The 26,627-nt window shown below is 69.8% G+C and carries 29 protein-coding genes; 14 read left to right on the top strand and 15 right to left on the bottom strand.

Annotated features, from left to right (window positions below; genetic code table 11):
- Positions 1-47 precede the first annotated feature (47 nt).
- A complete protein-coding gene (locus JR064_RS08705) occupies positions 48-1,088 on the bottom strand; it encodes a glycerophosphodiester phosphodiesterase family protein (RefSeq protein WP_206229456.1) in 1,041 nt (346 codons plus the stop codon).
- A 295-nt stretch (positions 1,089-1,383) separates the two neighbouring features.
- The gene (locus JR064_RS08700) at positions 1,384-3,330 is read right to left on the bottom strand and encodes an acetyl-CoA hydrolase/transferase C-terminal domain-containing protein (RefSeq protein WP_206229455.1); all 1,947 of its coding nucleotides are present in this window, start codon (positions 3,328-3,330) and stop codon (positions 1,384-1,386) included.
- Between the two features lie 110 nt (positions 3,331-3,440).
- On the opposite strand from JR064_RS08700, the gene JR064_RS08695 reads away from it, so the two are divergent.
- Genes JR064_RS08695 through JR064_RS08685 form a run of 3 tightly spaced genes read left to right on the top strand, consistent with a single transcriptional unit; the run spans position 3,441 to position 5,921 of the window.
- Positions 3,441-3,809 (top strand): BlaI/MecI/CopY family transcriptional regulator, encoded by a 369-nt coding sequence (locus JR064_RS08695; protein WP_179566868.1) that lies wholly within the window; start codon positions 3,441-3,443, stop codon positions 3,807-3,809.
- Positions 3,799-5,334, top strand: a complete 1,536-nt coding sequence (locus tag JR064_RS08690; RefSeq protein ID WP_206229454.1) for a TonB family protein — start codon at positions 3,799-3,801, stop codon at positions 5,332-5,334. Before JR064_RS08695 ends, JR064_RS08690 begins: the two co-directional genes overlap by 11 nt.
- A gap of 2 nt (positions 5,335-5,336) precedes the next feature.
- Complete coding sequence (locus tag JR064_RS08685; protein WP_206229490.1) at positions 5,337-5,921, top strand: hypothetical protein; 585 nt, start codon at positions 5,337-5,339, stop codon at positions 5,919-5,921.
- Between the two features lie 194 nt (positions 5,922-6,115).
- Here the strand turns inward: JR064_RS08685 and JR064_RS08680 are convergent, their stop codons facing one another.
- From JR064_RS08680 to JR064_RS08650, 7 genes are all read right to left on the bottom strand, one after another.
- On the bottom strand, positions 6,116-6,673 hold the full coding sequence (locus JR064_RS08680; protein WP_179566864.1) for a flavin reductase family protein: 558 nt from the start codon (positions 6,671-6,673) through the stop codon (positions 6,116-6,118).
- 68 nt (positions 6,674-6,741) lie between these two features.
- On the bottom strand, positions 6,742-7,359 hold the full coding sequence (locus JR064_RS08675) for a molybdenum ABC transporter ATP-binding protein (RefSeq protein ID WP_179566862.1): 618 nt from the start codon (positions 7,357-7,359) through the stop codon (positions 6,742-6,744).
- An 85-nt stretch (positions 7,360-7,444) separates the two neighbouring features.
- Positions 7,445-8,140, bottom strand: a complete 696-nt coding sequence (gene modB, locus JR064_RS08670; RefSeq protein ID WP_179566855.1) for a molybdate ABC transporter permease subunit — start codon at positions 8,138-8,140, stop codon at positions 7,445-7,447.
- A gap of 10 nt (positions 8,141-8,150) precedes the next feature.
- Positions 8,151-8,927 (bottom strand): molybdate ABC transporter substrate-binding protein, encoded by a 777-nt coding sequence (gene modA, locus JR064_RS08665; RefSeq protein WP_206229453.1) that lies wholly within the window; start codon positions 8,925-8,927, stop codon positions 8,151-8,153.
- A gap of 117 nt (positions 8,928-9,044) precedes the next feature.
- The gene (locus JR064_RS08660; RefSeq protein WP_206229452.1) at positions 9,045-9,878 is read right to left on the bottom strand and encodes an MBL fold metallo-hydrolase; all 834 of its coding nucleotides are present in this window, start codon (positions 9,876-9,878) and stop codon (positions 9,045-9,047) included.
- Positions 9,875-10,225 (bottom strand): ArsR/SmtB family transcription factor, encoded by a 351-nt coding sequence (locus JR064_RS08655; RefSeq protein WP_179566849.1) that lies wholly within the window; start codon positions 10,223-10,225, stop codon positions 9,875-9,877. Before JR064_RS08655 ends, JR064_RS08660 begins: the two co-directional genes overlap by 4 nt.
- Positions 10,226-10,230: 5 nt before the next feature.
- Positions 10,231-10,593, bottom strand: coding sequence for a rhodanese-like domain-containing protein (locus tag JR064_RS08650; RefSeq protein ID WP_191824449.1), 363 nt, complete (start codon positions 10,591-10,593; stop codon positions 10,231-10,233).
- Between the two features lie 136 nt (positions 10,594-10,729).
- On the opposite strand from JR064_RS08650, the gene JR064_RS08645 reads away from it, so the two are divergent.
- The 4 genes from JR064_RS08645 to trxC all read left to right on the top strand — a co-directional run bounded on the left by JR064_RS08645 (position 10,730) and on the right by trxC (position 16,045).
- A complete protein-coding gene (locus JR064_RS08645) occupies positions 10,730-11,812 on the top strand; it encodes an efflux RND transporter periplasmic adaptor subunit (protein WP_206229451.1) in 1,083 nt (360 codons plus the stop codon).
- Position 11,813: 1 nt separating this feature from the next.
- Positions 11,814-15,032 (top strand): efflux RND transporter permease subunit, encoded by a 3,219-nt coding sequence (locus JR064_RS08640; protein WP_241092936.1) that lies wholly within the window; start codon positions 11,814-11,816, stop codon positions 15,030-15,032.
- Positions 15,033-15,131: 99 nt separating this feature from the next.
- On the top strand, positions 15,132-15,611 hold the full coding sequence (locus tag JR064_RS08635; protein WP_206229449.1) for an OsmC family protein: 480 nt from the start codon (positions 15,132-15,134) through the stop codon (positions 15,609-15,611).
- On the top strand, positions 15,608-16,045 hold the full coding sequence (gene trxC / locus JR064_RS08630) for a thioredoxin TrxC (protein ID WP_206229448.1): 438 nt from the start codon (positions 15,608-15,610) through the stop codon (positions 16,043-16,045). The genes JR064_RS08635 and trxC overlap by 4 nt, the downstream gene beginning before the upstream one ends.
- A 132-nt stretch (positions 16,046-16,177) precedes the next feature.
- Here the strand turns inward: trxC and JR064_RS08625 are convergent, their stop codons facing one another.
- The 3 genes from JR064_RS08625 to JR064_RS08615 all read right to left on the bottom strand — a co-directional run bounded on the left by JR064_RS08625 (position 16,178) and on the right by JR064_RS08615 (position 18,462).
- On the bottom strand, positions 16,178-16,990 hold the full coding sequence (locus JR064_RS08625) for a S1/P1 nuclease (RefSeq protein WP_206229447.1): 813 nt from the start codon (positions 16,988-16,990) through the stop codon (positions 16,178-16,180).
- Positions 16,991-17,095: 105 nt separating this feature from the next.
- The gene (locus JR064_RS08620; protein ID WP_179566835.1) at positions 17,096-17,716 is read right to left on the bottom strand and encodes an OmpW/AlkL family protein; all 621 of its coding nucleotides are present in this window, start codon (positions 17,714-17,716) and stop codon (positions 17,096-17,098) included.
- A 116-nt stretch (positions 17,717-17,832) separates the two neighbouring features.
- Entirely contained in the window at positions 17,833-18,462 is a 630-nt protein-coding gene (locus JR064_RS08615) for an OmpW/AlkL family protein (RefSeq protein ID WP_179566833.1), read from the bottom strand.
- 168 nt (positions 18,463-18,630) lie between these two features.
- Between JR064_RS08615 and gap the strand changes: the two genes are divergently transcribed.
- Positions 18,631-19,632: a type I glyceraldehyde-3-phosphate dehydrogenase gene (gene gap / locus JR064_RS08610; protein ID WP_184411928.1), complete on the top strand. Its 1,002-nt coding sequence runs from the start codon at positions 18,631-18,633 to the stop codon at positions 19,630-19,632.
- A gap of 88 nt (positions 19,633-19,720) precedes the next feature.
- On the opposite strand, the gene JR064_RS08605 is transcribed toward gap, so the two are convergent.
- Positions 19,721-20,179: a hypothetical protein gene (locus JR064_RS08605; RefSeq protein ID WP_241092935.1), complete on the bottom strand. Its 459-nt coding sequence runs from the start codon at positions 20,177-20,179 to the stop codon at positions 19,721-19,723.
- A gap of 50 nt (positions 20,180-20,229) precedes the next feature.
- Positions 20,230-20,715: a hypothetical protein gene (locus JR064_RS08600; protein WP_206229446.1), complete on the bottom strand. Its 486-nt coding sequence runs from the start codon at positions 20,713-20,715 to the stop codon at positions 20,230-20,232.
- Between the two features lie 243 nt (positions 20,716-20,958).
- On the opposite strand from JR064_RS08600, the gene JR064_RS08595 reads away from it, so the two are divergent.
- A complete protein-coding gene (locus tag JR064_RS08595) occupies positions 20,959-21,432 on the top strand; it encodes a hypothetical protein (protein WP_425510281.1) in 474 nt (157 codons plus the stop codon).
- A 212-nt stretch (positions 21,433-21,644) separates the two neighbouring features.
- On the opposite strand, the gene JR064_RS08590 is transcribed toward JR064_RS08595, so the two are convergent.
- The gene (locus JR064_RS08590) at positions 21,645-22,244 is read right to left on the bottom strand and encodes a TetR/AcrR family transcriptional regulator (RefSeq protein ID WP_206229445.1); all 600 of its coding nucleotides are present in this window, start codon (positions 22,242-22,244) and stop codon (positions 21,645-21,647) included.
- A 218-nt stretch (positions 22,245-22,462) separates the two neighbouring features.
- Here JR064_RS08590 and JR064_RS08585 point away from each other — a divergent pair, with 218 nt between their 5' ends.
- The 5 genes from JR064_RS08585 (at position 22,463) to JR064_RS08565 (ending at position 26,621) form a co-directional block, all read left to right on the top strand.
- The gene (locus JR064_RS08585) at positions 22,463-23,557 is read left to right on the top strand and encodes an alkene reductase (RefSeq protein WP_206229444.1); all 1,095 of its coding nucleotides are present in this window, start codon (positions 22,463-22,465) and stop codon (positions 23,555-23,557) included.
- 71 nt (positions 23,558-23,628) lie between these two features.
- Positions 23,629-24,417 carry an SDR family NAD(P)-dependent oxidoreductase gene (locus JR064_RS08580; RefSeq protein WP_206229443.1) on the top strand — a complete coding sequence of 263 codons (789 nt, stop codon included), beginning with the start codon at positions 23,629-23,631 and terminating at the stop codon, positions 24,415-24,417.
- A 40-nt stretch (positions 24,418-24,457) separates the two neighbouring features.
- Complete coding sequence (locus JR064_RS08575) at positions 24,458-25,243, top strand: SDR family NAD(P)-dependent oxidoreductase (protein WP_206229442.1); 786 nt, start codon at positions 24,458-24,460, stop codon at positions 25,241-25,243.
- Complete coding sequence (locus tag JR064_RS08570) at positions 25,186-25,623, top strand: hypothetical protein (RefSeq protein WP_338123880.1); 438 nt, start codon at positions 25,186-25,188, stop codon at positions 25,621-25,623. The genes JR064_RS08575 and JR064_RS08570 overlap by 58 nt, the downstream gene beginning before the upstream one ends.
- A complete protein-coding gene (locus tag JR064_RS08565) occupies positions 25,620-26,621 on the top strand; it encodes an NADP-dependent oxidoreductase (protein WP_206229441.1) in 1,002 nt (333 codons plus the stop codon). The genes JR064_RS08570 and JR064_RS08565 overlap by 4 nt, the downstream gene beginning before the upstream one ends.
- The last annotated feature ends 6 nt before the right edge of the window (positions 26,622-26,627 follow it).

Raw genomic sequence — 26,627 nt, 5'->3', positions numbered from 1 at the left:
ATGGCCCGCTGCGTCGCGCTGGCGCAACGGGCGGGATGCGTTGTCGGCTAGCGCGAGGCGCCAGGCGGCAGAGGAGCGTTCACGGCGGCATCCTTGCCGAACGCCTGCAGCATCACGTCCGGGCGATTGGTGGTGATGTAGTCCACGCCCAGGTTGTACAGCAGGCGTGCGGTGTCGGCATCGTCCACGGTCCACGCGCCGAGTCGCAGATGGTCGTGGCGTGCCTGGGCCAGGTCGGCGGCGGTGATGTCGGCATAGTTGATGTCCCAGATGGTTCCGCCTTCGTCGCGGACCGCCTCGCCGACCGAGCGTCCGCCCAGTCCGTCCAGGCCGCTCATCTGCTGCATCACGCTGTGCGCGTCCTTGTTGGTCAGCGCACGCGCGTCGTCGCGGGCGAGCGCACGCTTGACGTCCTGGCTCAGGAACACCAGCCGGATCGACGGGTCGAGGCGGTGGATCGCGCGCAGCACGTTCCAGTCGAAGCACAGCACATAGGTGCGCTGCTTGAAGTCGTTCTTGCTCAGCGCCTGGACCACCCCGCGGGCCAGCACCTCGGGGCCGGCGCTCAAGCCGGGAACGATCGGCAAGGATTTTATTTCCAGGAACAACTGGGTCGTGTCGTCGTGGCCGCGGATCAGCGCGATCAGCTGATCGAGCGTGGGCACGCGCTCGCCGTCGACCGCCACCAGCGCGGAATGCTCCCTGGCGTAGGCCGAACCCGGGCGTGCGCGGCCGATGTCGTAGCGTTCGATCTGCGCATAGGTCATGGCCGACAGCGGGGTCTTGGGTGCATTCCATTGGCCGTCGCCGTCGCGTGCGACATCCGGATTCAGGAAGAAATCGTGGTTGATGACCCACACGCCGTCCTGGGTCAGGTGCACGTCGGTCTCCAGCGCGTCCGCGCCCAGTTCCAGCGCTTCGCGAAACGAAGACAAGGTGTTTTCGGGGCGAATCCCCGCCGCGCCGCGATGGCCGACGATGGCCGGGCGTCCGGGACGGTCGTAGCTGCCGCTGTAGGAATCGGGACCATTGGCTTGCGTGCCGGCGAAGGCGGGTAGGCAGTTGCACGACAACAGGGAAAGCAACACAGCGAGCGATCGGAATCCGCGCATGAACGAGGTGCCTTTGGTCTTTGGGGGAGATGAGCGAAGTGCTGCCCCCGTCCGGCATCCGGTCGCCATCCGGCACGCCAGCGAACGCGCAGCGAAACGTTGCGCAGCGCGGCCGGCATGCCGATGGAGTGGCCGTCGTGGACGGGCGTTGGTTGCCGCGTCCTGCGGGCGAGGCCACCTTACGCAGTGGATGTGGCGATGCGGTGACCTCGGCGATGGCCGAGGTGTGCGGCCGTGGTGCCGGCTTCGCCGCCTCGCGGCGGCGCGATGTTCAGTGCGGCCTGGTCTGCTGCAAGGCGTAGGCCAGCAGGCGCGCCTCCATGCGCTCGCCGATGCCGCGCGGCGCATCCAGCGCCATGCGTTGCAGGCTGGCCGGATCGCCGGGGTCGCGCGACAGCAGCGCGCGCGCCACGGTGGCCAGCTTCGTGCCGGTGCTTGCGGTGTTGCGCTTGAGCCAGGTGAGCGCGCGCAGCAGGCGCTGTTCGACCTCGGTGAAGTCGCTGCCCAGCGGATAGTCGGGCAGGGTGCCGTCGGCGCGGAACGGGGCCAGCGCGGCGCCCACGCGTTCGGCGCGGTTGCGCTGCCAGTGCGGTCGCGCGAGGACGTCGGCGCACAGCTTGCCGGCCTGTTTGGCCTCGGCCAGCAGCGCAGGCTGGAACGCCGCATCGGCGATGCCGATCATGCCGACGATGCAGTCTTCGTCGGTCAGGCCGCGCAGGTCGGCGATGCCGTACTCGTTGAGATAGATGTCGCGCAGGTGGCGCGGAATCGTGGTGTGGCCATAGTTCCAGCGCACGTTGGAGTGCAGCGCGGGCGCCTCGCCGCGGACGGCGCGGAACATCAGCACGCTGCGCGCGTCGTCCAGGGCGTGCGCCATCGCCACGAAGTTGTATTGGCCGCCGACGCCGGACACCACGCGGCCGTCGTCCAGCGCGTCGGACACTGCCGCGCCCAGCACGGTGGCCATCATGCACGAGTTGAAGAAGCGCGCCTCGCGCCGCTGCAGGCGGCGCAGTCGCTCGTCGCCGTACAGCTGGTTGATCGCGCTGATCCGGTGCATGCCGATGCCGGTGCGCGCCTCCGGCGCCATCTCGCGCAGCCAGGCGTAGAACTCGGGCGAGCCGAGGTAGAACGCGCCCTGCAGGTATTCGCCGTCGCGCTGCAGCCGCGCCTGGTCGTCGGCATCGGCGCTGCCGTCGGTCACGCGCTGCATCAGCGCGGCGTCGTCGAGCACCTTGCGCTTGATCACCCCGCACTGGACCAGCTGGCGGAAGCCTTCGTTGAGCATCTCGCTGCAGCCGAACAGGCCGATCGAGAACGGCGCGAGCCCGCCGCATTCCTGGACCGCGGGGTGCGTTGCCAGTTCCGGATCCAGCGCCGCAAGCACCTGCCGGTAGCGCGCGTTGTCGGTGTGCCGCATCACCAGCGCATGGCACAGCGCATCGGCCAGGGTGCCGATGCCGATCTGCAGCGTGCCGCCGTCGCGCACCAGCGCGCTCGCATACAGGCCGATGGCATAGTCGGCGTCGGCCACCGGCTGCCGCGGCAGTCCGAACAGGCGCGGATACGGACCCGGCGGGTTCACCACCACGTCGAAGAACGACGGCTCCACCGCCGCGCTGCCGCCGATCCACGGCAGCTGCGGATCCACCTCGGCGACCAGCAGCGGCCGCGGCAGGCCGCGCCGGCGCACTGCGTCCAGCGTGTCCTGGGTGATGTCGTTGTTGCAGGAGAACGACAGGCGGGTGCCGTCGGGTTCGCGCGCCACCTTCTGCACGATCAGGTTGGGCGCGCGCTGCGCCACCGCATCGGCCGCATGGGTGTAGTTGAGGCTGGTGTAGTTGCGCTGCGCCTGCGTCGAGCGCAGCAGCGCGCCGGACTGCATGTAGAACTCTTCCACCTGGATATGCGCCGGCAGCGCATCGCGCTGCAGGGCCTGCACGTACTTGAGCTGCGGGAAGTCGTCGCCGAAATGGCGCTGCACGAACGGGCGCAGGAAGCGGCCTTCCAGTCCGCCGCCGGGCGCCGGCGGGTTCAGCGACAGCGCGGTGTAGAGCTGCATCGGCCGCTGCGGATTCGCGGCGACCCGGTCGTACAGCGCGTTGAGCAGGCGGTGCGGCTTGCCGATGCCCAGCGGCGCGCCGATGCGCAGTGGGCCGGGGATGCGCTGCAGGATCAGCTCGGCAGCGGCGTCGAGGTCTTCGAGGGAGTCGGTCATCGGCATAGCTTAGGCGAGCGCCGCGATCGCGTGCTTCCGCGGTTGGCGAAAGCGCTTGACAATGGATTCGATTACCCGTGTAATCGTTAAAAATTACATGCGTAAACGATATGTCGATCAGCGATGCCGAAGCCGTGGTGATGGAGGTGCTGTGGGACCGCAGCCCGCTCGGTGCCGAGGAGGTGTTCGCGGCCCTGTCCGGGCATGGCGGCTGGGCCGAACCCACGGTCAAGACCTTGCTCAATCGGCTGCTCAACAAGGGCGCGATCCGCGCCGAAAAACAAGGCCGCCGCTATCTGTATTCGCCGCTGCTGCAGCGCGAGCAGTGGGTGCAGCAACAGAGCGAAGGCCTGCTCGAACGCCTGTTCGGCGGCCGCGTCGCGCCGCTGGTGGCGCACTTCAGCGAACGCGGCAAGCTCAGCGACGCCGATATCGCCGAACTCAAACGACTGATCCAGGAGCTGGACGATGAGCGTTGATACCTTCGTAGCGGGAATGTGGGCCACGGCGCTGTCCGGCAGCGCGGCGATCGTGGCGGTGTTGGCGCTGCGCGCGCCGTTGCGGCGGATGTTCGGCGCGGGTATCGCCTACGCAGTGTGGGGCGTGGTGCCGATGGCGATGCTCGCCGTGCTGCTGCCCGCCGATGTGCGTCCGGCACTGCCGGCGGCATTGGCGATGCCGCAGGTCTGGGTCGGGCTGCCGCAGGGGGCGGTTGGCGCTGCGGGTGCGATGACGATGGCGAGCAACCATGCCGCTCTGTGGATCGCTGCCCTCTGGCTGCTTGGCGCGGCGGCGATGGCCGCCGCGTTGTGGCGGCAGCAGCAGCGCTACCGGCGCAGCCTGGGGCGGCTGTCGCTCGGCGCCGACGGGGTGCTGTACGCGCAGCACGCGGTGCATGGTCCGTTGGTGCTCGGCGCCTGGCGGCCGCGCGTGGTGGTGCCGATGGATTTCGCCAGGCGCTATCCGGCCGCACAGTCGGAACTGGTGCTGGCCCACGAGCGCATGCATATCGCCCGCGGCGACACCCGCCACAACCTGTTGCTGGCCGCCTTGCGCTGTGCTTACTGGTTCAATCCCCTGCTGCACTGGGCCGCGGCGCGGTTCCGCTTCGACCAGGAGCTGGCCTGCGATGCGGCGGTACTGGCGCGGCACCCGGCCTCGCGGCGCAGCTACGCCGAGGCGATGTTGCAGACCCAGCTGGATGCGATCGCGTTGCCGGTCGGCTGCCACTGGCAGGCGGGGCATACCTTGCGGCAGCGGATCGGGATGCTGCAGCGGCCGGCCGTGAGCGGCTGGCGGCGGCGTGCGGGCATCGCCGTGGTGGCGATGGCGACACTTTGCGGCGGTGGCGCGGCATGGGCGTTGCAACCGCTGCCGGCGTCCGCGTTGGCAGGAAGCGGCATTGCGCCCGCGCTGGCGGATGCGCAAGCACCGGATGCGGGCGCGCAGGCGGGGACCGCTTCCGCGGTAGGCGCGGCGCCGGCCAACGCTGAAACGCGCTCGCCAATGCTGCTCGCGTCGGCAGCCGAGGCTGCGACCACATCCGCCAAGCATGCGGCCACACCGGCCAAACCGCTGGCCATGCCGCCACCGGCCTATCCGCGCGACGCACTGGACGAGGGCGCCTCGGGAAAACTGACGCTGTTGGTCAGCGTGGACGCTACCGGTTCCGCCAGCGACGTGCAGTTGCGTGGTCGTGGCACCGGCCATGCGGCGCTGGACCAGGCGGCGATTGCCGCCGCCAGGCAGTGGCGCTTCGTTCCGGCGCAGAAGCAGGGACGGGCCGTTGCATCGCGGTTGGAGATACCGGTCACCTTCGAATCCGGGAGGACGCCTGCGGACGCGCCACCAGGAGCCGCCAATGCATCGGACTACCGCTGGTATCTGGTGAATACGACGTCGGACGATGCGCCTGAGCAGACCTGCGACGTTGTCTCCGTCGATGGACAAGGACCGACCCAACGTGTGTATTGCGGCATGTCCCTGAAGACTGCCAAGCGATGAGTCTGCACAGGATCTGCCTGGCCAGCGCGTGCCTGTGCCTGGCCAGCTGCGCCAGCCAGCCGCAGCGCGAGCAGACCCAGCGGCTGGATTCCGTGGACCAGCGCCTGCTTGCGCCACGCGGCGATGGTGCCCCGGGCGGCGCCATCACCGCCTACACGATGCAGCCGCAGCAGGTGTTCCGCATGCCGCAGCCACTGGACGCGGCGACGCCGCAGCTGCCGGCCGATTCGCCACGGCGCACGCTGGCGCCGACCACGGTGTGCGTGCGCGTGATCCTGTCTGCGCAAGGCGCGGTGCAGCGCAGCGAGCCCTTGCGCGACCGCGAGGAATGCAGTGCCGGCGCGCTGGCGGACAACGCCGATCTGCTGCAGGCGGTACAGCAGGAGGTCGCGCGCTGGCGCTTCGTGCCCGCGGCGATCTGCACCTATGCCGATCCGGCGCAGCGGCCGGCGGTGGAGGGACGCTGCGACGATGCCGTGTCGGTGGAGGAGGTGCCGGTGACGCTGGCCTACGCGTTCACCTTCGAGGTGCGCGAGGGCAAGGCCAGCGTGCAGGCAGGGCGCGTGGGCGGTCGAAGCGCGCGTTGAATGCGTGAGCTGCTGCCGCACCGTGAGCGCTGGAAGGTCTTGCTGTCATGGTTGCGGGGTGCGGAAGCGATTCGTGCTTGCCATCGATTGCGATAGACGTCGCCGGTAGAGCCTGTCGCGGCTGAAGCCGCTCCTGCAAGGGCAGCGTCTCGAGAGAGATGCCCCATGTGGGCGGCGGCAGGATCGCCGCCGCGTTACAGCATCTCCGGCTTGAACAGGCGCCGCCGCGAGACTTCCGCGCCGGACAGCATGAACTTGCCGTCGCCGCGGTAGTGCAGGGTCCTGGGCAGTTTCGGCGACGTGGCGACATGCGCCTTGACCACTTCCCAGACGAACAGGTTGTGCCTGGCGATCTGGCGGCCGTCGTGCAGGCGGCACTCGAAGCTGGCATAGCACTCGGCGATCGACGGCGCATCGACGTGCGTACCGGCCACCGCGGTCAGGCCGAAGTGCGCGAACTTGTCGAGCTGCGCGCCGCTGCTGTTGCCGATGCCGACCACGGTGTCGAGCAGGTCAGCGGTCGGCAGGTTGATCGTGCATTGCTTGCTGCGCCGGACCAGTTCGAAGCTGTGGTTGGCGCTGGAGATGCAGCAGGCGATCAGCGACGGCGAGAACTCCAGCACCATGTGCCAGCCCATGGTCATGATGTCGCGCTGCCCTTTCCACGCCGAACCGACCAGCACCACCGGGCCGGGTTCCAGGAACCGGCGCACCTGGTCGAGCGGGAAATCGTGCTTGCGGTAGCGGCGCACGGCGGCGGCCTGGCTTCGTTGCGATGGCGCACAGTCTGGCCATCGGCGGTGAACGCGGCGTCGGCGCGCTACTCCAGCCGATGGATCGCGTCGGCGATGCGTTCCACTTCCTCGGCCTGGTGGCTGACGTAGAGCATCGGCAGGCGCACCTCGTCGCGCACGCGCTGCAGGTACGGAATCAGTTCGCCGCGGCGTTGCGCGTCCAGCGCCGACAGCGGTTCGTCGAACAGCAGGATCGCCGGCTGCGACAGCAGCGCGCGGCCGATCGCCACGCGCTGCGCCTCGCCGCCGGACAGATTGCCCGGGCGCCGCGCCAGCAGCGGCGCGATGCCGAGCAGTTCCACCACCGCCTCGAAGCCGAAGCGCTCGGCCTGGCCACGACCGTGGCGGCCGTAGCCGAGGTTGCGGCGGACGTCCATGTGCGGGAACAGCCGCGCGTCCTGGAACACGTAGCCGATGCGGCGGCGGTGGGTGGGCACGTCGATGCCGGCGGCGCTGTCGTAGAGCACGCGGTCGTCGATGACGATGCGTCCGCTGCGCGGCCGCAGCACGCCGGCGATGGCGTTGAGCATGCTGGTCTTGCCGGCGCCGGACGGGCCGACCAGCGCGACCACGCGCGCCGTTTCCTCGACCCGCAAGCGGCGCTGGAAGCGGCCGCGCTGCACTTCGATATCGATGCTCAGCATCGGCGCACGCTCGCATCGTGCGGCGAATGCGGCGCGCCGCGGACATTCGCCGCTGGCCGACTGCCTGCAGCGGCGCTGCGCCGGCTCACGCGTCCGCCTCCGGCCCACGCTGGCGCCGCACCAGCCATTCGGACAGCAGCAGCGCGGCCAGCGAGATCGCCAGGGCCACCGCCGCCAGCCGCCAGATGCCCGATTCGCCGCCGGGCACCTGCAGCAGGCCGTAGATCGCCGACGACAGGGTCTGGGTTTCCCCGGGGATATTCGACACGAAGGTGATGGTGGCACCGAATTCGCCCAGCGCCTTGGCGAAGGCGAGCGCGGTGCCGGCGACCAGCCCCGGCCAGGCCAGGGGCAGGGTGATGCTGAAGAACACCCGCCATGGCCCGGCGCCGAGCGTGGCCGCGGCGGCCTCGAGGCGGCGGTCGGTGGATTCCAGCGCCAGGCGGATCGCGCGCACCATCAGCGGGAATCCCATGACTGCGCTGGCCAGTGCCGCGCCGGTCCAGCGGAATGCGAACTGCACGCCCAGGTGGTCCAGCAGCCACGCGCCGACCGGTCCCTGCGTGCCGAGCACGATCAGCAGTACATAGCCGGTGACCACCGGCGGCATCACCAGCGGCAGGTGCAGCAACGCATCCAGCAGCGCCTTGCCGGGGAAACGGCGCCGCGCCAGCAGCCAGCCGCAGGCCACGCCGAACGGCAGGCTGCCCAAGGCCGCGACCAGTGCGACCTTGACGCTGAGCGCGATCGCGGTGAGCTCTTGCGGCGTGAATGCGAACAACGGCAATGGCTCAGCGCGCGAGCGAGAAACCGCGGCGCTGGAAGATCGCCTGCGCCGGCGCGGTCCCCAGCCAGCGCACGAAGTCGGCTGCGGCGGGATTCTTGCCAGCGCGCAATGCCGCCACCGGATACACGATCGGCGCATGGCTGTCGGCCGGGAACACCGCCACCACCCGCACCTTCGGTTCGGCCTTGGCGTCGGAGCCGTAGACGATGCCCAGCGGGGCCTCGCCGCGCGCGACCAGCATCAGCGCGCTGCGCACGCTTTCCGATTCGGCCAGGCGCGTCTGCACGCCGTCCCACTGGCCGAGTTTCTGCAGCGCGGCGCGCGCGTACTTGCCGGCCGGCACGCTGCTGGTCTGGCCGACCGCGAGGCGGCCCTGCGCACCGAGCGCGGCGGCGAGCGTGCCGGGTTTGCGCAGATCGACCTTGGCGGCGCTCGCCACCGGCGCGACCAGCACCAGCGTGTTGCCGAGCAGGTTGCGGCGCTGCGCCGGATCCACCAACCGGCGCTGCTGCAGATAGTCCATCCACTCCAGGTCGGCGGAGAAGAACACGTCCGCCGGCGCGCCCTGTTCCACCTGCCGCGCCAGCGCCGAGCTGGCCGCGTACGACACCTGCACCGGCGTGCCGCTGGACTGCTGGTAGGCGGCCGCGGCCTCGTCCAGCGATTCCTTCAGGCTGGCGGCGGCGAACACGGTCAGCGGCGCCTGTGCCCAGGCCGGCGGCACGGCCAGGGCGACGACGAGCGAGAGCAGGCACAGCAGGCGGAGTAGCGAACGGGACATGGAGGCGCTCCGGGAATCAGGGGGACGGGCGGCGATCGGCTTGGCCTGGCGCGCACGGCGCGCAGGCCGTCGCTAGCGCAATGCGATCGTGCGCGGCATGCCCGCATCCTACCGCCTTCACTGCGGCGCGGCGTGCAGGTCGTCGGTGCGGCCGGCCTGGATGTTGGCGCGTACCGACGGCTGCATCAGCCGCGGCGGCGCCAAGGTCGCGTCGCGCGCGCGCCGCAACGCGACGAACTCGGCTTCGCCGATGCCGTCGCGCACATGGATGTTGTCGCGGCGCTGCGCGCCGATGCTGGTTTCGCAGGCGACCGCGCGGCCGCCTGCGCCGTAGTCGTGGCAGACGAACACGCGGGTGGCGGCCGGCAGTGCGTAGAGCGCTTGGATCGAGCGGAACAGCGTGGCCGCGTCGCCGCCAGGGAAATCGCAGCGTGCCGTGCCGCTGTCGGGCATGAACAGCGAATCGCCCGGAAACAAGGCGTCGCCGATCAGGTAGGCGATGCTGTCGTCGGTATGTCCGGGCACCGCGATCACCTGCGCCTGCAGCGCGCCGATCGCGAAACGCTCGCTGTCGGCGAACAGGTGGTCGAAGCCGCAGCGCCCGTCGCCGGTGTCCTCGGCCAGGCCGAACTGCGGCGCGAAGCGCGCGCGCACCGCGCGGATGCCGGCGCCGATCGCCAGCGTCGCCTGCGGCCAGCGTTGCTTGAACCACTGCGCCGCGGAGACGTGGTCGGCGTGGGCATGGGTTTCCAGGATCCAGCGCAGTTGCAGGCCGCGCGCGGACAGCAGCTCGGCCAGGCCCTGCACCGGCGCCTCGCGCAGGGTGGCGGTGTCCGCATCGAAGTCCAGCACCGGATCGATCACCGCGGCGTCGTGGCCGTCTTCGACCAGATAGCTCCAGGTGCCGGAACCGGCGTGGTGGAAGGGGTGGACGTGGGGAACCTGGCTCATGGGCCTGCCTTGGCGGGAGAGGAAGGGCCGGCGCTGCAATAGATGCCGTGCAAGGTATCGAGGATGCGCTGCGCCGGGCCGGGGACCAGCGAATAGTAGATGGTCTGCCCGTCGCGGCGGGTCTGCACCAGGCCGTCCTCGCGCAGCACCGCCAGGTGCTGCGACAGCGCCGATTGGCTCAGGTCCAGGCGCGTGTTGAGTTCGCCCACCGAGTGTTCGTGGTCCACCAGCAGGCACAGCAACAGCAGCCGCTTCTCGTTGCCGAGCGCCTTCAGCAGGCGCGCGGCCTCGCCGGCGTGCGCGCGCATCGCCGCAGGATCCATCGCGGGTTGCAGGCGGCGGGCCATCGGACTCAGAAGGCGACCGGCAGGCCGGCCGCGGTCCAGCCGAGGAAGCCGCCGTTCAACGAGCGCACCGCGCTGTAGCCGAGGTGCTGCAGGCTCAGCGCGGCCAGCGTGGAGCGGCCGCCGCTGGCGCAGTACAGCAGGATCGGCTGGTCGCGCCGGGCCAGCGCCGGGTCGGTGTCGAGACGGAATTCGAGGATGCCGCGCGGAATGTTGATCGCGTTGGGCAGGTGGCCGACGGCGAACTCGCCGGGTTCGCGCACGTCGATGATCCATTCGCCGGGCAGCGGCGTGGCGGCGGCGTCGGTATCGACCTCGTGGATCTGCGGGCGTGCCCTGTCGACCAGGGCTTGTGCGGAGGAATGGGGCATTGGGGGCTCCGGTGGATGAACGGCGCTCATAATATCAGTTGACTCTAATATAAGAAAATTCTAATTTATCTCGCAGCCAGCGACGGTTCGCTGGCACCGACCGGGTTCCGTCGAACCCTCGTCCTGGAGCCGCCGCGTGAAGCCGTTTGCCCTCTCGATCGCGCTGGCCGCGAGCCTGTCGCTCGCGGCGTGCCGCCACGAATCCGCCTCGGCGGTGCCGCCGCCGCTGCCCGCGCTGCAGACCGACACGGTGGCGTTCGCCGATCCCGCCGCGCGCGCCTGGGACGGCGTGGTCGCCGCGGTGGAGCATGCCGACCTGTCGGCGCAGACCGACGGGCGGGTGCTCGAAGTGCGCGTGGACGTCAACGATCGCGTCGCCGCCGGCCAGGTGCTGCTGCGGCTCAGCGCGGTGGAGCAGCGCGCCAGCGTGGACAGCGCACAGGCGCAGTTGCGTTCGGCCGCGGCCAGCGCCGACGAGGCCGAGGCCAGCTACCGCCGCTACGCCGCGCTGGCCGGCGCGCAGTACGTGTCGCGTGCGCAACTGGACCAGGCCCGGGCCACCCGCGATGCCGCGGTCGCGGCGCGCCAGTCCGCCGCCGCGCAACTGGCGCAGGCGCGGCAGCCGGCCGACTACACGGTGATCCGCGCGCCGTTCGCCGGCGTGGTCAGCGCACGCCAGGTGCAGCCGGGCGAAGCGGTGGCGACCGGCCAGGCCCTGCTGTCGCTGTACGCGCCTGGCGCGCAGCGCATCGACGTGCAGGTGCCGCAGTCCGACGCCGCGGCGATCCGCGCCGCGCCGCGCGCGCAGGTGCGGCTAGACGATGGCCGCGCGCTGACGGTGCCGCAGGTGGTGGTGTTCCCCACCGCCGATCCGAACAGCCACAGCGTGACGGTGCGCGTGCCGTTGCCCGCGCTGGCGCCGGCACCGGCGCCGGGGACGACCGCCAAGGCCGCGTTCGCCGTCCCCGACGCTGGCGCCGACGCGGCCACGGCCACGCTGTGGATCCCGCGCGCGGCGTTGCTGCAGCGTGGCGAACTCAGCGCGGCCTATGTGCTCGCCGCCGGCACGCTGAGCCTGCGCCAGCTGCGCGTGGGCCGGCAGGATGCGCAGCGGGTCGAGGTACTGGCTGGCTTGCAGGCCGGCGAGCGCGTGGCGCGCGATCCGGTCGCCGCCGGACAGGCGCTGGCCGCGCAGCGGCGCGCGTTGGCGGAGCGCTGAGATGGCGGCGCGACTGGGCGTGTCCGGGCGTCTGGCAGCGGCGTTCCAGGCCAATCCGCTGACCCCGTTGCTGGCGCTGCTGGGCCTGCTGCTGGGCCTGGCCGCGGTGGCGATCACCCCGCGCGAGGAAGAGCCGCAGATCGACGTGACCATGGCCACCGTATCGGTGGCCTTCGCCGGCGCCGATGCGCGCGAAGTGGAGCAATTGCTGAGCACGCCGCTGGAGCAGAAGCTGGCCGAGATCGAAGAAGTCAAGCACGTGACCTCGGTCAGCCGCCCGGGGCAGGCGCTGCTGACCGTCGAGTTTCAGGTCGGGGTGCCGCGCCAGGCGGCGCTGGTGCGGCTGTACAACCAGGTCTATTCGAACCTGGATGCCTTGCCGCAGGGCATGGGCGTGGGCACCCCGCTGATCAAGCCCAAGGGCATCGACGACGTGCCGGTGATGGCGGTGACGTTGTGGAGCGACGATCCGCAGCGCAGCGCGGTGGACCTGGGCGAGGTCGCGCACACCCTGGAAAGCGAACTCAAGCGCATCCCCGGCACGCGCGATATCTACAGCATCGGCGCGCCGCAGCGGGTGCTGACGTTGACCCTGGATCCGTCGCGGCTGGCCGCCTACGGCCTGACCGTGTCCGACCTGAGCCAGTCGCTGCAGGCGGCCAATGCGGTGCGCCAGCTCGGCGAGCGCATCGGCGGCGGTCGCGCGGTCCCGGTCGCCGCCGGCACCTTCCTGGCCGATGCCGACACGGTGGCGGCGCTGGTGATCGGCGTGCACGACGGCCAGCCGCTGCATCTGCGCGACGTGGCGCAGGTGCGCGCCGGCGCCGACCTGCCGAGCAGCTATGTCTGGTACGGCGCACCGGCGGGCCGCGGCGGTCCGGCGCAGGGCCGCGCGCCGGCGGTGACCCTCGCCATCGCCAAGCAGCCCGGCAGCGATGCCGCCGCGATCACCCGCGCCGTCGCCGCGCGCCTGCAGCAGCTGCGCGGCGAGACGATCCCGCAAGGCGTGCACGCCGAGGTGACCCGCGACTACGGCGCCAGCGCCGACGCCAAGGCGGCCAAGCTGATCCACAAGCTGGTGTTCGCGACCGGCTCGGTGGTGCTGCTGGTGCTGTTCGCGCTGGGCTGGCGCGAGGCCGTCGTGGTCGGCAGCGCGGTGGTGCTGACCCTGGCGCTGACCCTGTTCGCGTCGTGGGCGATGGGCTTTACCCTCAACCGGGTGTCGCTGTTCGCGCTGATCTTCTCGATCGGCATCCTGGTCGACGACGCCATCGTGGTGGTGGAGAACATCCACCGGCACATGCGCGCCGGCGGCAAGACCCTGCGCGAGGCGATCCCGCCGGCGGTGGACGAGGTCGGCGGGCCGACCATCCTCGCCACCTTCACCGTGATCGCGGCACTGATGCCGATGGCCTTCGTCAGCGGGCTGATGGGGCCGTACATGCGGCCGATCCCGATCAACGCCTCGGTCGGCATGCTGCTGTCGCTGGCGATCGCGCTGATCGTGACCCCGTGGTTGTCGCTGAAGCTGCTGGCGCGGCATGCGCCGGCGCCAGCCGCTGCCGACGGCGCCACGCCATCTGCATCGCCGCGCCTGCAGCGCTTCTTCTCGAAACTGCTGCACCCCTTCCTCGCCCCCGAGCGCGGCGCGCGGCGGCGCGGCTGGCTGTTCGCCGGCATCGCCGCGCTGCTGGTGCTGGCGGTGTCGCTGGTCGGGTTGCAATGGGTGGTGATGAAGATGCTGCCGTTCGACGACAAGTCCGAATTGCAGATCGTGGTCGATCTGCCCGAAGGCAGCACCCTGCAGGACACCGATGCGCTGCTGGTCGAACTGTCCGGCGTGCTCGACCGCACCCCGGACGTGCACGACTACCAGGGCTATGCCGGTACCTCGGCGCCGGTCAATTTCAACGGCCTGGTGCGTCAGTACTACCTGCGCAGCGGCAACAACGTCGGCGATCTGCAGGTGAACCTGGTCGACAAGCAGCTGCGCACGCGGCAAAGCCACGCCATTGCGCGCGCGCTGCGTCCGGCATTGGCGGCGATTGCGCGCCGCCACGGCGCGGCGCTGAAGGTGGTGGAGGTGCCGCCGGGCCCGCCGGTGCTGGCGCCGCTGGTGGCCGAGGTGTACGGCCCGGACTACGCGCGCAGCCGCCAGCTGGCGCTGGCTTTGGAGCGGCGCTTCCTGCGCACGCCGAACGTGGTCGATGTGGATACCAGCGTGGAAAGCGCGGCGACGCGCGAGGCGCTCGTGGTCGATCGGGTGCGCGCGGCGCGGCTGGGCGTGACCCAGTCGGCGATCGCCGATGCGCTGGCGGCGTCGGTGCAGGGCGTGGACGCGACCTGGCTGCACGATGGCGCTTCCAAGTACCCGCAACCGGTGCGGCTGCGCCTGGCCGCGGCCGCCCAGGCCGGCGTCGCGCGCATGCTGGCGCTGCATGTGCGCGGCGGCGACGGCCAGCTGGTGCCGTTGTCGGAACTGGTCGCGGTGCAGCGGCTGCCGTGGGACGGTGCGATCTGGCACAAGGATCTGCGGCCGGTGGTGTACGTCACCGGCGACGAGGCCGGGCGCCTGGACAGCCCGCTGTACGGCATGTTCGACCTGGTCGGGCAGCTGCGCCGACAGCGCGTCGGCGGGCAGGCAGTGGCGCAGTCCTTCATCGCGCAACCGCTCGACAGCGGCGATTTCGCGGTCAAGTGGGATGGCGAGTGGCAGATCACCTACGAGACCTTCCGCGACATGGGCATCGCCTACGCGGTCGGCCTGCTGCTGATCTATCTGCTGGTGGTGGCGCAGTTCCGCAGCTATCTGGTGCCGCTGGTGATCATGGCGCCGATCCCGTTGACGGTGATCGGGGTGCTGCCGGGGCACGCATTGCTCGGCGCGCAGTTCACCGCCACCAGCATGATCGGCATGATCGCGCTGGCCGGCATCATCGTGCGCAACTCGATCCTGCTGGTGGACTTCATCGGCCAGGCGCTGGCGCAGGGCCGCAGCGCCGAGCAGGCGGTGGTGGAGGCCTGCGCGGTGCGCGCGCCGCCGATCGTGCTGACCGGGCTGGCGGCGATGCTGGGCGCCTTCTTCATCCTCGACGATCCGATCTTCAACGGCCTGGCGGTGGCGCTGATCTTCGGCATCCTGATCAGTACCGCGCTGACCCTGCTGGTGATCCCGCTGCTGTACTACCCGTTGGCGCGCCGCGCTGCCAAGCCGGCGTGAGCGAGATGCGCATGCGCGTCCACGCGGTCTTTCCGGTGCCGGCGTAGAGTCGGCATTCCCCCTGTCTGTGTCACTGGAGACCTGCATGAGGAGTTCTGCATGACCATCGGCGATCCGATCCGCGTCACCCTCGAACAGGAGGCGGATTTCGCGTTCCGCATCCAGTTCGACGAAACCGATCTGGCGCCGTGGCTGGGCGACGAGACCGCGCCGCTGGGCCACGAGCGCGGGCCCAACCCTTCGCGCATCCTGTTGGCCAGCATCGCCAACTGCCTGGCGGCGAGCCTGCTGTTCGCGCTGCGCAAGTTCAAGAACGATCCGGTCGGGGTGGCCGCGCACATCACCGCCACGCCGATGCGCAACGCGGAAGGGTTCTGGCGCATTCCGCAGGCATCGGTGGAACTGCAACTGCCCGATGGCAACCAGGACTACGCGCAGCTGCAGCGCATCCTCGACCAGTTCGAGCAGTTCTGCGTGGTCACCCAGAGCGTGCGCCAAGGCATCGACGTGCAGGTCACGGTCAAGGACGCGCACGGCAATGTGTTGCTCGGCGACAAGAGCATCGAGGCCGGCGCGTGAGCGATCCGCTGCACATCGCCTGCCCGCACTGCCAGGCGCTGAACCGGGTGCCGGGCGAACGCCTGGCGGCGGCACCGCAATGCGGGCGTTGCCATCGTGCGCTGTTCGTCGGCGCGCCGGTCGCGCTGACCGCGGACACCTTCGCCGCCCATGCCGAGCGCAGCGACATTCCGCTGCTGGTGGACTTCTGGGCGCCGTGGTGCGGCCCGTGCCGGACCATGGCACCGCAGTTCGAGGCGGCCGCCGCACACCTGGAACCGCGCATGCGCCTGGGCAAGCTGGACACCGAGGCGCAGCCGGCGCTGGCGGGGCGCTTCGGCATCCGCAGCATTCCGACCCTGGCCTTGCTGCGGCATGGCCGCGAGTTGGCGCGGCACAGCGGTGCGATCGGTGTTGCCGAGATCGTGCGCTGGGCGCAAGGGCATGCCGGCTAGGTCCGGCCCCGCGCAATCCCGCAGCATTCCTGTATTCCTGTATCCCTGTAGGAGCGGCTTCAGCCGCGACAGGATCTATCGGGAAGGCCTGTCGCGGCTGAAGCCGCTCCTACAAAAAGCAGGGGCCGCGCGTTACTTCGCCAGCGCAGCGTTCAGCGTCGCCGCCAGATCCGCGCCGGCCTGGCGCAGTTGCGCTTCGGCGACCGGGCGCCAGGTCGCCACGTAGTCGGCCGGCAGCTTGGCGCCGGGCGGGTAGAAGCCCGGGCGTAGCATGATCCGGCACGAGGCTTCGGCCCAGGCCGCGGCCGGCGGCGGCAACGCGCTGCCGGCAGGCGAGGGGGCCGGCAGCGGTTGCGCCTGCAGCTGCGCCAGGTAGTGCGCCTCGTCCAGGCCGCGGCTGCGCAGCAGGCCGCTGTCCCACAGCGAATGCAGGTTGCTGCCCTTGCCCTCGAACTGGATCTGGAAGGTGTTGGCGCCCTTGTCGTGGGCGTAGCCGGCGTGCAGCGGCTGCTGGATGTCGCCGGCGAAATGCACCACGAACTTCAGCGCCTGGGCCCGTGCCGCCTGCGGCTGGCTGCGATCGGCGAGGATCGCGGCCTGGCGGCGCAGCGCCTCGACCGCGCAGTTGCCGTCGGGACAATCGCGGGTTTCCTCGTAGTGGCACTGCTCTTCGCCGAGGTTGACGTAGTGCCAGGGGCCGGTGCGCTTGCCCATGTCCGGGTCGCTTTCGCGCAATTGGTCGGCCCAGTTGGCGACGCCGGCCAGGGTCGGCTCGGGTTCGCCCTGCAGCAACTGCTGCACCTGCGCGCGGGCCTGCGGGGTGAGCTGGGCATCGGCGAGATCTGCGACCAAGCGATGGCCCAGCGGGCCCCAGGCGAAGGCGGCGGACGGCGCGGCGGCCAGTGCCGCGGCGAGCGCGGCGGAAACGAAGAGAGAGGATTTCATGCGCGGATTCTAGCCGGCGCCGATGACGTTGCCATGGCCGCGTCATCGCGCCGTTGCGCAACCGCTAAGCCTCGCCCGCGTGGACGCGGCTGCGGGCCCTGCGGATCAGAAATACAGCAGGTAGGCCAGGCCGTAGGTGATGGGGTCGAGCTTGGCCTTGCCGAGCGTGCCGCTGTCCACTTCCACGTCGCTGCGCATGCTGGTCCAGCGCGCGTCCACGCGCAGCGCGCTGCGCTCGCCGATGGCGAAGTCCACGCCGGCATGCACGGCCGGGCCGACGCTGTCCTTGAACTTGACGTCGTCGCGGGAGAACGCGCCCTTGCCGTCGGCGCCCAGGAAGGTGGTGTAGTTGAGGCCCACGCCGACGAACGGGGAGATGTCGCCGTTGCCGTTGAAGTGGTACTGCAGCGAGAGCGTCGGCGACAGCGCCCAGGCGCTGCCGATATCGCCGCCCTGTTCCAGGCCGATCTTCTGCTGCCCGACCAGGGTCTGGATCTCCACGCCGAGGTTGCCGCGGAAGAAGTATTCGTAGCTGAACGAGAGCGCCGGTGCGGTGTCGGCGCTGAAGCGCTGCTCGCTGCCGCTCAGGGTGCCGTTCGAGGACCCTGGCACCATGCCGTGGATGCCGTAGCTGGTGGTGAAGTGGCCGGCCGACTGCGCCGCGGCGGGCAGGGCGATGGCGGCAAGGGCGGCGACGGCGAGACGGCGGAACAGGCGTGGCTTCATTGGGGACCCCGGTGACGGCGAATGGGCGGATGCGAATCCCAGTGTCGGCCCGGCGGCGACCGATCCACATCCTTGTGGAGCGTAGTCTGCCAGAGAAGCGCGGCGCCCGCGCAGCCTCAGAACTTCATCACATAGGCCAGGCCGTACACCAGCGGATCGATGTTCGCGGTGCCCATGCTGGCGCCGTTGACCTTGACCTTGCTGTCGATGTCGGCCCAGCGCAGGTCCACCCGCAGCGCGGACTTGTCGGTGAGCGCGACGTCCACGCCGACGTGCGCGGCCAGGCCCCAGGAATCCTCCAGCTTGAGCTTGGTGCCGGCCAGCGCGCCGGTGGTGTCCTCGCTGAAGAAGGTGGTGTAGTTGATGCCGGCGCCGACGAACGGGGACACCTTGCCGGCGCTGTTGAAGTGGTACTGCAGCGAGACCACCGGCGGCAGCTGCTTGGTGCTGCCGACCTTGCCGACGCCCTTGACGTCGATATCGTGCTTGAACGGCAGCGCGGCCAGCACCTCGATGCCCAGGTCCTGGTGCACGAAGTACTCGAAGGTGACGGTCGGCTTGATGTCGCTGCCGATGCTCAGCGGCAGGGTACCGCCGGCCAGCTTGCCGTTGTCGGACTTCGGGTTGACCTGGTGGGCGCCGATGCCCACGGTCCAGTCGCCCTGCGACTGCGCCAGCGCCGGCAGGGCGCACAGCGCGAGGGCGGCCGCCAGGCCAGACAGCAGGAGAGGGGAGGTCTTGCGCATGATGGGTGTCTCGTTTGGGTGTGGGCGCAGTGTCCTGCCGGCGTCGCCGCGCCGCCTTGATCCTGATCAAACGCGTCGAAGCGCATGCCGGGCGCGATGCGGCCGGCCTGATAGAATGCTCGCCCCCTTCCATCCGCCGCGTCTGGCGCGGCCGCAGGAGCTACTGAAATGGCAATCAAGGTTGGCATCAACGGTTTCGGTCGCATCGGACGCAATGTGCTGCGCTCGGCGGTACAGAATTTCGGCAGCGACATCGAGATCGTCGCCATCAACGACCTGCTCGAGCCCGACTACCTGGCGTACATGCTGCAGTACGATTCGGTGCACGGCCGCTTCGACGGCGAGGTGTCGGTCGACGGCAATCACCTGGTGGTCAACGGCAAGAAGATCCGCCTGACCCAGGAGCGCGATCCGGCGGCGCTGAAGTGGGACGAGGTCGGCGCCGAGGTGGTGATCGAATCCACCGGCCTGTTCCTGACCAAGGACACCGCGCAGAAGCACATCGACGCCGGCGCCAAGAAGGTGATCCTGTCGGCCCCGTCCAAGGACGACACGCCGATGTTCGTGTACGGCGTCAACCACGCCACCTATGCCGGCCAGGCGATCGTCTCCAACGCCAGCTGCACCACCAACTGTCTGGCGCCGCTGGCCAAGGTGATCAACGACAAGTGGGGCATCAAGCGCGGCCTGATGACCACCGTGCACGCCGCCACCGCCACGCAGAAGACCGTGGACGGCCCCAGCAACAAGGACTGGCGCGGCGGCCGCGGCATCCTGGAGAACATCATTCCGTCCAGCACCGGCGCAGCCAAGGCCGTGGGCGTGGTGATCCCGGAGTTGAACAAGAAGCTGACCGGCATGAGCTTCCGCGTGCCGACCTCGGACGTGTCGGTGGTCGACCTGACCGTGGAGCTGGACAAGCCGGCGACCTACGCCGAGATCTGCGCCGAAGTGAAGGCGCAGAGCGAAGGCGCGCTGAAGGGCATCCTCGGCTACACCGAAGACAAGGTGGTGGCCACCGACTTCCGCGGCGACGCGCGCACCTCGATCTTCGATGCCGACGCGGGCATCGCCCTGGACAGCACCTTCGTCAAGCTGGTGTCCTGGTACGACAACGAGTGGGGCTATTCCAACAAGTGCCTGGAAATGGTCAAGGTGGTGGCGAAGTAAGCCGCCGCGCCGCCCACAAAAAAAGCGCCCGAGGGCGCTTTTTTTTGCTTGCCGAGCGGCGCGGGCGCAGTGGCCGCGCCGGTGCTGCTCACTCGGCCTCGATGCGCATGTCCTCGCCGCTGCCGGTGACCTTGACCCGGCTGCCGACCGCCAGCCCGGCCACTTCGGCGCTTGGCTTGGACACCACAGTCTGCGACTTGTTGTCGAAGCGGATCTTCACCATGTAGTGCGCGGCCGGGCCGTTGCCGGCGATCTTGGCGCCCACGGTTTCGCCGGCGGCGGCGCCGGCCGCCTGCCCGGTGCCGACGCCCACCGAGCTCTTGCTCTTCAGGCCGAGGAAGCCGCCGGCCAGGCCGCCGAGACTGGCGGCGGCATTTTTGATGGTCTTGGTCCGCTCGGGCACGTCGGTATTCTTGTTCTCGATCGGCTCCAGCGCCACGATCTCGCCATGGCGCGGACCTGCGGCCAGCGCCGGGGCGCTCAGCGCCAGCAGCGTCAATGCGATCGCCGACCAGGCGACACGGGCGAGTGAATTCTTTGCGCTCATCGGATGTTCCCCTGTGTGTGCGAATCGAAAGCCGGCAACGCGCGCGGCGACTATTTCTTTTTCTTCGGCCGGCCCCAGCTGCGGATATACGGCTGGCACTTGCTGCCGGCGAAATCGTAGCGGGTGATGATGCCTTCGGCATCGGCGACGAAGGTGATCTCGCAGTGGTGTTCGGCCGGCACGAAAACGGTCTGGCTGCGCTGGTTCTGCTCGAAGATCGGCGTGGGCGCCACGCCGTTGCCGCCGGGGGCCATGCCGATCACCCCGCCCTGCTCGGTCCAGTAGTCGGTCCGGTAATGCTCCTCGACACCGAAGTTATAGGTGTAGGCGGTTTCGTGGGTCTCGGTGTTCTCCGAGGTGTACAGCCCGCGGTCCACCGGCCACTGCATCATCAACTCGGCGGCGTCGTGGCCGAGCCAACTGCGGGCGATGTCTTCGGGACTGCCGAACATGTCGGCCGAGGCCAGCGGCGCGCTCCCCAGCAGTGCCAGGGCGCACAGCGCGGGCAGGACACGGGGGCGACGGTAAGTGAGCATTACGGCACGTCCTTGCGGTGGGGCGGTGGCGCCTGATCCATGGGCTTGCGCCTGGAATGCGCATCACGCTGGCGCGTTTTTTAGCATGCCCGGCGGATGCAGGCAAGCGTCGATGGCGGCGCCCGCCAGGCGTGGACATCGGCGCCGACGCATGCACTAATGCGGCGCTGGCCAGCGGATGTTCCCGCGCTGGCATGACAGACGATGGACAGGGGGCACTCAATGGATGCAAGGAGCGAAAAGATGCAGATCAACCGTGTATGGACGGGAGCCCTGGTGCTGGCCGTGGCGATGGCGGCCGCGCTGCCGATGCAGGCGATGGCGAAGAAGCATAGCGGCACGCCAAGCTGGATGAACGCCGATGGCGAAGTTACCAATTCCTCGCAGGTCGAGGCTGGTTACGGCGAGACCGTCAAGGGCGTCAACGATTACGAAGGCGAGATCACCGGCAAGCCGGCACCCGACAGCAAGTTCACCCAGCTCAAGATCGGCATGCCGATGAAGCAGGTGACCGACCTGATCGGCGAACCGACCGACCAGGGGTCCTACGTCACCGGCAAGGCCTTCATCCCGTTCTTCTACGGCGGCGACCGCTACCGTTACGAACTGGCCTACAAGGGCCAGGGCCGCCTGGTGTTCGCCGGCAAGTCGATGGGCAGCGGCGGCAACCTGATCTGGATCATCCACAACAAGAACGACAGCGGCTACCGCGAATAAGCGGTCGCAGCAGCAGGCCCGGGCCGCGTCACGCGCCCGGGCTTTTTTTTGCCTGATGACACGCCGGCCGCGCGCCCAGTGCATCCGCTTCGGTACGCAACGTCCATGACCGACGGCCGCGATGCAGATGCGGACCTGCCGTTCCCACTGCTCGCGAGGGTTTTCCGGGTGCCGACGTCGCGGCGCCTGGGTGTGGCGCGCGATCGCCGCGATCACGCCGCGCCGCGCGTGTCTGTCTCCAGGCCCGGGTCCAACGATGCGAGCAGGGTGGCGCGGCAGGTGGCGAGGATCTCGTCCGCCAGCGGCGAATCGTCGGGGCAGGCCCGCGACATGACGATCGCGCCGAGGGCGTGCGCCAGCATGTCCAGGCGCTTGGCGCGCGCTTGGTTGGGGCCGCCGTCGGTCGCTGCAGCGTCCTCGCGTTCCAGGGCCGCCAATACGCCTTCGATGCCGTCCGCGAACGCGGCCCGCACCGCCTCCGGCTGGCGCGCGGCGTCGCCGCCCAGCGCGGCCATGGTGCAGCCGACCGTGCGGGTATCGCGGTGCGCGCGCGACACATAGCGGCGGACGAATTCCGGCGTATCGATTCCACCGACCTGGGCCACCGTCTGCGCGATCCCGCATGCCGTCGCCTCCGCCGCTAGGTCGGCCTTGGACGCGAAGTGCTTGTAGAAGCCGCCGTGGGTGAAACCGGCGGCGGCCATCAGATCGGCCACGCCAATCCCCTCGTAGCCGCGCTCGCGAAACAGCGCGGACGCGGTTTCGACGATATGCGCCCGGTTCGCCTGCGCCTGCGCCTTGCTGACCTTCATCGCGGATGCCCTCCAGTGTCGCCTTTTCCAGGGTCAAGGATACATTGATGCTGGTCATCATCAAAACGTTGACAAGTTAGATTATGTTCGTCATCATTACGTGGCTGCTTCGATTCACCTGTTTCCCGGGGGCGCCCGTCCATCGCCGCGGCGCGCCGCATTGCGGTGCCGATCTTCGCGCCGCCGGCACGCCTCCACCTTCGAGAACCAACGCCACCATGTCCGACACCGCACTGTTCACGCCGTACCCGCTGGGCCCGCTGACGCTCGCCAACCGCATCGTCATGGCGCCGCTGACCCGCAACCGCGCCGGCAAGGGCTTGGTGCCCAGCGAACTGGCCGCCACCTACTACGCCCAGCGCGCGTCCGCGGGCCTGTTGATCACCGAGGCGACGCAGATCTCGGCGGACGCGCAGGGCTACCAGGACACGCCCGGCATCTACACCCCGGCGCAGATCGACGGATGGCGCGCGGTCACCGATGCGGTGCACGCCAAGGGCGGGCGCATCTTCGTGCAGCTGTGGCACGTCGGCCGCGTCTCGCACGTGGACCTGCGTCCCGGCGGGACCGCGCCGGTGGCGCCTTCGGCGATCGCCGCCGCCACCAAGACCTTCGTCAACAACGGCTTCGCCGACGTGTCCGCGCCGCGCGCGCTGGAGCGCGACGAGTTGCCACGCATCGTGGACGACTTCCGCCAGGCCGCGGTCAACGCCATCGCCGCCGGCTTCGACGGGGTGGAGCTGCATGGCGCCAACGGTTACCTGCTGGAGCAGTTCATCAAGGACGGCGCCAACCAGCGCAGCGACGCCTACGGCGGTTCCATCGAGAACCGCGCGCGCCTGTTGCTGGAGGTCGCCGCGGCGGTAGCCGAGGCCATCGGTGCCGAGCGCACCGGCGTGCGCATCTCGCCGGTGTCGCCGGCCAACGGCATCTCCTGCAGCGATCCGCAGCCGCAGTACGACTACATCGCCGCGCAACTCAGCGCGTTGGGCATCGTCTACCTGCATGTGGTGGAGGGCGCCACCGGCGGGCCGCGCGACGTGGCGCCGTTCGATTACGCGGCGCTGCGCAGCCGCTTCAAGCAAACCTATCTGGCCAACAACGGCTACGACCCGGCGCTGGCCAGCGCCAGCCTCGCCGCCGGCAGCGCCGACCTGTTCGCCTTCGGCCGCGCGTTCATCGGCAATCCCGACCTGGTCGAGCGGTTGCAGGCCGGCGCGCCGCTGGCCGCCCCGGATCCGGCCACGCTCTACGGCGGCGGTGCCAAGGGCTACATCGATTACCCGACGCTGGCCGAAAGCGCCAGCGCCTGAGCGGCACCGTCGTCCCACCGGCCACGTCGTCGTGGCCGCACTTTCCCTTCCGATCCGAAGAGACCACTCGCATGAGCAGCACCTCCACCGTCCTCATCACCGGCGCCTCCAGCGGCATCGGCGCCGTCTACGCGCAGCGTTTCGCCCAGCGCGGCCACGACCTGGTCCTGGTCGCACGCGACAAGACCCGCCTGGACGCGCTCGCCGCGCGCCTGCGCGCGGAGCACAACGTCGCGGTCGACGTGCTGCAGGCTGACCTGACCGCAGCGGCCGACGTTGCGCAGGTCGAAGCGCGCCTGCGCGACGACGCGCGCATCGGCATCCTCATCAACAACGCCGGCATGGCCCAGTCCGGCGGTTTCGCCGAGCAGACGGGCGAGGGCGTCGAACGCCTGCTGGCGCTCAACACCTCCGCGCTGACACGGCTGGCGGTGGCGATCGCGCCGCGGCTGGCGCAGTCCGGCGACGGCGCGATCGTCAACATCGGCTCGGTGGTCGGCCTGGCGCCGGAATTCGGCATGACCGTGTACGGCGCGACCAAGGCCTTCGTGCTGTTCCTGTCGCAGGGCATGAACCTGGAACTGGCGCCCAAGGGCGTGTACGTGCAGGCGGTGCTTCCGGCGGCCACCCGCACCGAGATCTGGGAGCGCGCGGGCATCGACGTCAACACGCTGCCCGAGGTGATGGACGTCGAGGAACTGGTCGATGCGGCGCTGATCGGCTTCGATCGCCGCGAACTGGTGACCATCCCGCCGCTGCACGACGCCGACCGCTGGGACACCCTCGACGGCGCCAGGCAGGCGCTGCTGGGAAGCATCCGCCAGGCCAATGCCGCGGAACGCTACCGGCCGGCGGCCTGAAGCCTGCAGCCCCTCACCTGTCGCGATCGAGACCATCACCATGAAACCGCAACGCGACAGCTGGGTGCTGATCACCGGCGCATCGAGTGGATTCGGCGAGGAATTCGCCCGGCAGTACGCGGCACGCGGCCACAGACTGATCCTGGTCGCGCGGCGCCTGGACCGGCTCGATGCGCTGGCGCAGGCGTTGCGGCAGCGGCACGGCGTGGAGATCCTCGTCGAGCAGGTGGATCTGTCGCAGATCGCGGCGGTGCGCCGGCTCCACGCCGGCCTGCAGGCGCGCGGCATCGACGTCGAGGTGCTGATCAACAATGCCGGGCACGGGCTGCAGGGGCGGTTCCTGGCGGCCGAGCTGGAGCCGGTGCTGTCGATGATCCAGCTGGATATCGCCAGCTTGACCGCGATGACCCACCTGTTCGGCCAGGACATGCAGCGGCGCCGGCACGGGAAGATCCTGCAGGTGGCCAGCCTGCTGGCCTACCAGGGCGTGGAAGACTTCGCGGTGTATTCGGCCGCTAAGGCCTATGTCCTGCGCCTGGGCGAGGCGCTGCATCGCGAGTTCGCGCGCGATGGCGTCACCGTCACCACGCTGTGCCCGGGGCTGACCGACACCGGCTTCGCGCGCGTCGCCCAGCAGCGGATCACGCCGCAGCTCGCGGCGTTGATGATGCAGACGCCGCCGGTGGTGCGTGCCGGCATGCGCGCGCTGGACGCCGGTCGCATCAGCGTGGTGCCCGGGCTGATCAACAAGTTGAACGCGGTCTTCATGTGGGCGACGCCGCGCTGGATCCACCAGGCCGTGCTGTCGCGCATCCTCAACCGGTGATGGTCATGCGCCCGGGTTTCCGCTCGCTGTCGGTGCTGACCTCGCTGCTGTTCCTGGCGATCGCCTGCACCTGGATGTTCTCGCCGGGTGCGATGCTGGCGAACTGGGACGTCGGCGCTTCGCCTTCGGCCGAGCTGATGGCGCGACGCGGGGCCGCGTTGTATGCGGGCCTGAGCGTGATGTTCTTCATGGCACGCGGCGCGGCGCCGTCGCCGGCGCGTTCGGCGCTGGTGGCGGGCTTCGTCACCGCCTGTACGTTGCTGGCGGCGCTGGGCATCGGCGAACTGGCCAGCGGGCACGCCGGCCGCGGGATCCTGGTCGCGGTGATGCTCGAAATCGTGTTCGTCCTCGGGTTCGTTCTGGTCAGGGAAACATCATGAAAGCGTTCTTTATCGACGGCTATGGCAACAGGCACCCGGGCCGGATCGGCGAGCTGCCCGAACCGGAGGTGCGCGACGACGATGTGCTGGTGGAGGTGCATGCCGCTGGCGTCAACGTGCTCGACGCGAAGATCCGCAAGGGCGAGTTCAAGCTGATCCTGCCGCACCGGTTTCCGCTGGTGCTGGGTCACGACGTGGCCGGCGTGGTGTTGCGGGTCGGGGCCGGCGTGCGCCGCTTCAAGCCCGGCGACGCGGTGTACGCGCGTGCCAACCGCATCGGCAGCTTCGCCGAACGTATCGTGGTCAAGGAAAGCGCGCTGGCATTGAAGCCTGCCAACCTCGGCATGGAGGAGGCCGCCTCGGTTCCGCTGGTCGCGCTGACCGCGTGGCAGGCCCTGGTGGAGATGGCGCGGCTGCAGAAGGGACAGAAGGTGCTGATCCATGCCGGCTCCGGCGGCGTCGGCAGCATCGCCATCCAGCTCGCCAAGCACCTCGGCGCCTTCGTCGCGACCACCACCGGCACCGGCAACGTCGCTTGGGTGAAGGCGCTGGGCGCCGACCTCGTCATCGACTACCGCACGCAGGACTTCGAGACCGTCGTGCACGGCTACGACGTGGTCCTGCACAGCCTGGGCAGCGACGTGCTGGAGAAATCCCTGCGCGTGCTGAAGCCCGGCGGCCAGCTCATTTCCATCTCCGGCCCGCCGGACCCGGACTTCGCCGTGCGACAAGGCCTGGCGTGGCCGTTGCGGCAGGCGATCCGTCTGCTGAGCAGCGGCATCCGCAAAAAGGCCAGGCGGCACGGGGTCGGCTACGCCTTCCTGTTCATGACCGCCAACGGCGACCAGTTGCGCGAGATCGGCGCGTTGATCGAGGCCGGCAGCATCAGGCCGGTGATGGATCGGGTGTTCCCGTTGGAGGCGACCGCGCAGGCCCTGGCCTACGTCGAGCGCGGACGTGCCAAGGGCAAGGTGGTGATCAGGGTCGGCCAGCGCTGAGCGTTG

It is taken from the genome of Xanthomonas bonasiae (assembly GCF_017163705.1).
Classification (GTDB): Bacteria; Pseudomonadota; Gammaproteobacteria; order Xanthomonadales; family Xanthomonadaceae; genus Xanthomonas_A; species Xanthomonas_A bonasiae.
This window is presented reverse-complemented; position numbering and strand designations above follow the sequence as displayed.

Bases quoted from the DNA above. Each gene is read 5' to 3' on its own strand.
- JR064_RS08700 (WP_206229455.1), bottom strand. From the start codon at position 3,330: ATGACCGACTCCCTCGAAGACCTCGACGCCGCTGCCGAGCTGATCCTG.
- JR064_RS08695 (WP_179566868.1), top strand. From the start codon at position 3,441: ATGTCGATCAGCGATGCCGAAGCCGTGGTGATGGAGGTGCTGTGGGAC.
- JR064_RS08690 (WP_206229454.1), top strand. From the start codon at position 3,799: ATGAGCGTTGATACCTTCGTAGCGGGAATGTGGGCCACGGCGCTGTCC.
- JR064_RS08675 (WP_179566862.1), bottom strand. From the start codon at position 7,359: ATGCTGAGCATCGATATCGAAGTGCAGCGCGGCCGCTTCCAGCGCCGC.
- modA (WP_206229453.1), bottom strand. From the start codon at position 8,927: ATGTCCCGTTCGCTACTCCGCCTGCTGTGCCTGCTCTCGCTCGTCGTC.
- JR064_RS08660 (WP_206229452.1), bottom strand. From the start codon at position 9,878: ATGAGCCAGGTTCCCCACGTCCACCCCTTCCACCACGCCGGTTCCGGC.
- JR064_RS08655 (WP_179566849.1), bottom strand. From the start codon at position 10,225: ATGGCCCGCCGCCTGCAACCCGCGATGGATCCTGCGGCGATGCGCGCG.
- JR064_RS08650 (WP_191824449.1), bottom strand. From the start codon at position 10,593: ATGCCCCATTCCTCCGCACAAGCCCTGGTCGACAGGGCACGCCCGCAG.
- JR064_RS08640 (WP_241092936.1), top strand. From the start codon at position 11,814: ATGGCGGCGCGACTGGGCGTGTCCGGGCGTCTGGCAGCGGCGTTCCAG.
- JR064_RS08635 (WP_206229449.1), top strand. From the start codon at position 15,132: ATGACCATCGGCGATCCGATCCGCGTCACCCTCGAACAGGAGGCGGAT.
- JR064_RS08625 (WP_206229447.1), bottom strand. From the start codon at position 16,990: ATGAAATCCTCTCTCTTCGTTTCCGCCGCGCTCGCCGCGGCACTGGCC.
- JR064_RS08620 (WP_179566835.1), bottom strand. From the start codon at position 17,716: ATGAAGCCACGCCTGTTCCGCCGTCTCGCCGTCGCCGCCCTTGCCGCC.
- JR064_RS08615 (WP_179566833.1), bottom strand. From the start codon at position 18,462: ATGCGCAAGACCTCCCCTCTCCTGCTGTCTGGCCTGGCGGCCGCCCTC.
- gap (WP_184411928.1), top strand. From the start codon at position 18,631: ATGGCAATCAAGGTTGGCATCAACGGTTTCGGTCGCATCGGACGCAAT.
- JR064_RS08605 (WP_241092935.1), bottom strand. From the start codon at position 20,179: ATGAGCGCAAAGAATTCACTCGCCCGTGTCGCCTGGTCGGCGATCGCA.
- JR064_RS08600 (WP_206229446.1), bottom strand. From the start codon at position 20,715: ATGCTCACTTACCGTCGCCCCCGTGTCCTGCCCGCGCTGTGCGCCCTG.
- JR064_RS08595 (WP_425510281.1), top strand. From the start codon at position 20,959: ATGCAGATCAACCGTGTATGGACGGGAGCCCTGGTGCTGGCCGTGGCG.
- JR064_RS08590 (WP_206229445.1), bottom strand. From the start codon at position 22,244: ATGAAGGTCAGCAAGGCGCAGGCGCAGGCGAACCGGGCGCATATCGTC.
- JR064_RS08585 (WP_206229444.1), top strand. From the start codon at position 22,463: ATGTCCGACACCGCACTGTTCACGCCGTACCCGCTGGGCCCGCTGACG.
- JR064_RS08580 (WP_206229443.1), top strand. From the start codon at position 23,629: ATGAGCAGCACCTCCACCGTCCTCATCACCGGCGCCTCCAGCGGCATC.
- JR064_RS08575 (WP_206229442.1), top strand. From the start codon at position 24,458: ATGAAACCGCAACGCGACAGCTGGGTGCTGATCACCGGCGCATCGAGT.
- JR064_RS08565 (WP_206229441.1), top strand. From the start codon at position 25,620: ATGAAAGCGTTCTTTATCGACGGCTATGGCAACAGGCACCCGGGCCGG.